Raw genomic sequence first — 4,652 nt, 5'->3', positions numbered from 1 at the left:
TATCTGGTCGTTCCCGCCGTGGATCAGCAAGACCGGGCAGCTGATCGCGTGCGCGTCGACAAGCACCGATCGTGTGCGGTAATCGAGCGGCGCGCCAGTCTGGCCGCCGACGAGGAGCTGGGCTTGATGTGCCTGGAACTTGGGTGCGGCGCGGCTCCAGGTTCCCGGGTCGATGACCGGGCTCCGCGCAATACACGCCGCGAACACGTCGGTGAGGATCACGGCGCGAAGCGCGGTGTAGGCACCGGCGCTCGCGCCCCAGATGGCTGTCCGCTGCGGGTCGCCCAGGCCTTGACGCCCCAAGTAACCGGCGGCGTCCGCGCTGTCGAGGGCGTCGCCTTCGCCCCACTGGCCGCGCAGGGCGTTCCGGTAGGAGCGCCCGTATCCGGTGCTGCCGCGATAGTCGATCTCGGCCACGGCGAATCCGTGGCTGCACAGGTACTGGGTGTGCCAGTCGAGACGCATCGGGAAGTTAGCGGTCGGCCCGGGGTGCGCCTTTACCACCAGCGGCGGCGGACCTGACGAAGCACGCCACGGCTGGTAGTACAACCCGTGGACGCGCAGTCCGTCCCGAGCAGTAAACACAAATGGCTCCGGCGCCGACAGCGTGACTGAACGCCCAAGAGGCTCCTCACCGGCAATGCTGGTGACCGCCCCGGTGTCGACGTCGGCGAGCACGACCGAGGGGGTGGCCACCGGGCTCGCGCCGATCAAGGCGACGGTGCTCCCACGAGCGGACAGGTACGGCTTGATCGACGTGAAGGGCAAGTCAAAGCTCCGGCGTGACCCCGACCCGACGATCTCTACCGTCTGTGAGCCGCCGCGCTGAGCAAGGACCGCGATCCGGTCGCCGCCGAGGAACACGTATGTGGAGTAGCCGAACTCCCACTGGGCGACTCCGAGCTCGGCGTCGCAATCCACGACGACGGCATCGCCGTAAGGCTCCCGAGCGTACAGATTCCACCAGCCACTGCGGTCGGACACGAAATGCAAGACGCCGCGAGGGCTCCACTGTGGCTGGAAGACCGACTCTTCTGGTCCTCCCGCTACCAGGACCGGGGCTCCCAACGTGGCGTCGGGGGCGATGTCCGCGACGTAAAGATATGTTCCGTCCCACGGCATCAGCGGCGCGTTCCAGCACGTCCAGGCCAGCCGACGACCGTCGGGACTGAGCCGGGGGAACGCGTAAAAGTCCCAGCCCGAGGCCACGACTGACGGCGACGTCTTGCCGTCCGCGGTGATCCGGACCAGCTCGTTGATCACGGTCCCGTGCTCATGACGTTCGCGCACGGCCCAAAGATGACGGCCGTCACGATCGACGCACAGGTCCGCGTAACGGTGCGACCCGGGCTCACCTGGTGCTGGAACGACCGGGATCGCTCCGGTGCAGGTGGTCTTGTACAGAAGTTGGCTGCCGGAGTCGCAGAACCACAGCGTTCCGTCGCGCGCACCCCAAGCGCCGCCGCCGTACTCATGCACCAACGACCCCACACTGAAGCCATCAGGCGTGATGTCCCGACGGCCCTGCTCGCGGGTCCAGCAGACCACCGCGTCCTGGCCGCTGGCGCGGCCCTCCAGCCAGAAAACTCCCTGAGGAGTAATCCGCGTTTCGTCGTAGGTGGTACTGGCCTCGGCGACATGCCGAGCGGCCAGGCCAGTCACGCCCCGTCCGGCAGGCTGCCGCGGATCAGCTGATCGAGATCGTCGGCCTGGCGCCGGTAACCGGCCGAATCAAGTATGTCGTGGACCCGCCTCACCCGGCGCACCCCATCTACCGAGCCGCGGACCGCGAAGACAAGCAAAGCCTGGCGCGCGTAGTCAAGCGCCGCGTCTCCCTCACCGACGGGAAGGCATGCTTCCGCCAGGTCGATCATCACGCTGGCCCGGCGCCGTTCGCACTCGTCGGGAAGCCCTGTCAAGCTAGCCGCGAACGCGGCCACAGCCTCGTCCGGTCGTCCGAGCCGGAGCAGGCACTGACCTTGAAACGCGGCAAGCGAGCCGCGGTCGAAGTCATACATCCAGGCTTCGCTTTCCTCCGCCGCGTCGAAGAGATCTTGTGCTTGGTCAAGCAGCTCCACGGCCTCGCGATCACCGCCGGTCAGGGCGAGCGCGTTCGCGCTGATCGCTGCGAGCCAGGACCTCAGAAGCTTCGATGCGGTAGCCGGGATCCGAGCCCTGGCGATCTCGGCAAGGTCGGCGGCTTCAGTACGGGAGCCGTCCGCGTCCGCCGCGAGAACGCGGTAGCCGGTGACGTATCCAGCCAGCGCGGGGTTGCCGGCTTCTGCGAGGAGGCTGTCCGCCATCCGGTAGTAGACGCCGGTCTTGAACTGATCACCCAGGTCGTGCCACAGCCAGGCCGCGAACCCGGCTGCCTCGGCCGCCGCGGAGGCGACGCGGTGCCGTAGCGGCTCGGGATGGACTCCGCGTAGGAGGGATGCGAGGAGACTTAGGTGGGCCTCGACCGGGATGAGCATCTCCGCCGAAGACAGCCTGTGGTAGAGGACACGATGCCGGTCCGTGACTTCCTCGAGCGTCAGCACGGTCCCCGCGGTCACCGCCGAAGAGCTAGCAACCGCGGCAGGGGACAGCGCGGTATCCGGCATGAGGTCGTGCCACGCGCTCGCGTCGCGGCGCGCTGCCTCTCGCTTGTGCCGCTGCCAGGCCTGCTCGCGCACGACAGCCGGGAAAGCCGCGGTCAGCTGGCCGCCGGCCGCGAGTGCGTGCTCGCAGGCGGTCACCACGGCCTCTGAGGGGACGACCTGGCCGCGCTCGACCGCGCTGAGATGCTGCCAGGAGTAACCCGTCAGGGCGCCGAGATCCGTCAGCGTCAGGCCGCAACCGGTCCGCAGGTCACGAATCAGCCCGCCGAGCCGGCCGAGGGCGGATTGTTCGCCATCCATTGGTTTCGGCGGCCGACCCGGACTCCGGCGTTTTCGCTCGGGCAGGGGCGCGCTGGATCCGGTCATCACGCACCTCCGGGATTTCTGGTCGTTGCGAGAAAAACGTCCCCGGCGTTCTGATGTCGGTCATGACGTCACTGCCCGCAACGTCACGACCACACCTGTGCTCACGATACCGCGATCACCGGTAACGAGGCATTCTCGGGAGACTGGTGAAGTTGAAGCGGCAACGGGCTGGTGGGGCACCGCAGCGGCTGTGCGTCGGCTGCCGGGCCACGGTGCTGAGCCGCTATAACCCCGACGTGCTCTGCGCTGGATGCATCCGGTCGGCGCGGACCCCGCCGAGCGTTGACGACCGGAATAGCCGCGTCCCCATGTGGGTGTGGGACTCGCCGCTGCTCCGCGGCGCGCTGGCGCGCCTGGATCTGGGCGCGGTGATGGCGATCTTCCGCGCGGCTACCGGTCTGTCCCAGCAGCAACTCGCGCAGATGCTGGGCTGCTCCCAGAGCAGCATCTGGCGGATAGAAGCCGGCGAGCGCAAGACGCTGTACGACATCCGCGAGCTGCTGCGGTTCGCCGACACGATCGCGATGCCTCGCCGCATGCTGCTGCCGCTGATCATGAGCACCCCGGAAGCTGCGGACACCCCGGACCTGGCCGAGACCGGCCCAGCGAACCGCACGGCCACCTCATCTGCGGTGACCGAAGCGACCCTGGAGTACCTGCGCGCGTGCGCGTGCCGACTGCACGCGCAGGAACAGGCTGCTGGCGGTGCTAGCACGCGCGAGGAGGCACTCGGGCTGTGGCGGCGCGCCGCCCGCCTCGCCGACGAAGCCGATTACGCAGACGACGTCGGGCACGAGCTGATGCGAGTAGCGGGCGAGCTGGCGATCCGCGCCGCCTGGGCGTGCCTGGACAGCAACCAGCCGGCCCGGGCCCGCAGCCTGTTCACCGATGCGCTCCAGCGGGCCAGCCATGCCGCCGACGACGAACTCGCCATTCACGCGATGCTCAGCATGTCCTTGCTGCTCACCGAGATGGCCCCCGCCGCGGGTGCCGGCCTGGTCCGCCAGGCCCTCTGGCTGACCGCGCAGGCGGCCGGGCTGGCGCGCCGTCGCTCGTCGCCGCGGCTGCACGCGCTGATCGCCGCCCGGGAAGCGCTAGCCAACGCGGCCATGGGGGACGGCGGTGGTTTCAAGGCGGCGATCACCCGTGCCTGGCGCGAGCTCGACCATGATCAGCCGGACGATGATCCGCCCTGGCTCGCGTTCGCAGGCCCAGCCGAGATCGCCGTGCAGGAAGCGAAAGGCCGCACCCTCCTCGGCAGTCCAGCCTTTTATCAGAACGACCTGTGTGATGCCGGCCTGTCACCGCGTAACGCGGCAATCTACCGGGCGCAGCGCGCGGCAGATCTCGCCGCGCGGGGCGAGCTTGATCAGGCGGTCAGCGAGGCCGCTGTGGTGCTCGACGCCCTCGAAGGACCGGTGGCATCGCTGCGGACTCTCGTGCGTCTGCGGCCGGTGCGTGAGGCGGCCGGGCCGGCTGGGTTCGCGGGATTCTGCGACCGGTTCGATGCGGTTAGCTGGCCTGGCTGTTCTTGATCTCGTAGAGCAACTTGGCCCATGCGTTGCGGGAGACGGTGAGGAAGCCGGCCTCGCGGTTCTTGGAGTCCCGCACCAGCACACCAGCTTGCGTGGCGGCGACCTCGACGCAGTCGTTCTGCCCGGTGCTGAAGCTGGACTTGCGCCAGAT

4 protein-coding genes are annotated in these 4,652 nt (G+C 68.7%); 1 reads left to right on the top strand and 3 read right to left on the bottom strand.

Annotation, left to right across the window (positions count from 1 at the left end):
- Positions 1 to 1,662, bottom strand: a 1,662-nt coding sequence (locus VFB40_RS15220) for a S9 family peptidase (RefSeq protein ID WP_324851185.1), incomplete at its 3' end; no start/stop codon positions are given.
- Positions 1,659 to 2,900 carry a helix-turn-helix domain-containing protein gene (locus tag VFB40_RS15215; protein ID WP_527249198.1) on the bottom strand — a complete coding sequence of 414 codons (1,242 nt, stop codon included), beginning with the start codon at positions 2,898 to 2,900 and terminating at the stop codon, positions 1,659 to 1,661. The genes VFB40_RS15215 and VFB40_RS15220, both read right to left, overlap by 4 nt.
- Positions 2,901 to 3,274: 374 nt before the next feature.
- Between VFB40_RS15215 and VFB40_RS15210 the strand changes: the two genes are divergently transcribed.
- Complete coding sequence (locus VFB40_RS15210) at positions 3,275 to 4,501, top strand: helix-turn-helix domain-containing protein (RefSeq protein WP_324851181.1); 1,227 nt, start codon at positions 3,275 to 3,277, stop codon at positions 4,499 to 4,501.
- Here the strand turns inward: VFB40_RS15210 and VFB40_RS28600 are convergent.
- Entirely contained in the window at positions 4,479 to 4,652 is a 174-nt protein-coding gene (locus VFB40_RS28600) for a DUF397 domain-containing protein (RefSeq protein WP_349261487.1), read from the bottom strand. The two genes, VFB40_RS15210 and VFB40_RS28600, sit on opposite strands and share 23 nt — an antisense overlap.

Source organism: Actinocrinis sp., from assembly GCF_035650855.1.
Classification (GTDB): domain Bacteria; phylum Actinomycetota; class Actinomycetes; order Streptomycetales; family Catenulisporaceae; genus Actinocrinis.
Note: the sequence above shows the minus strand (reverse complement) of the source record. Positions and strands in the feature narration are given on the sequence as shown.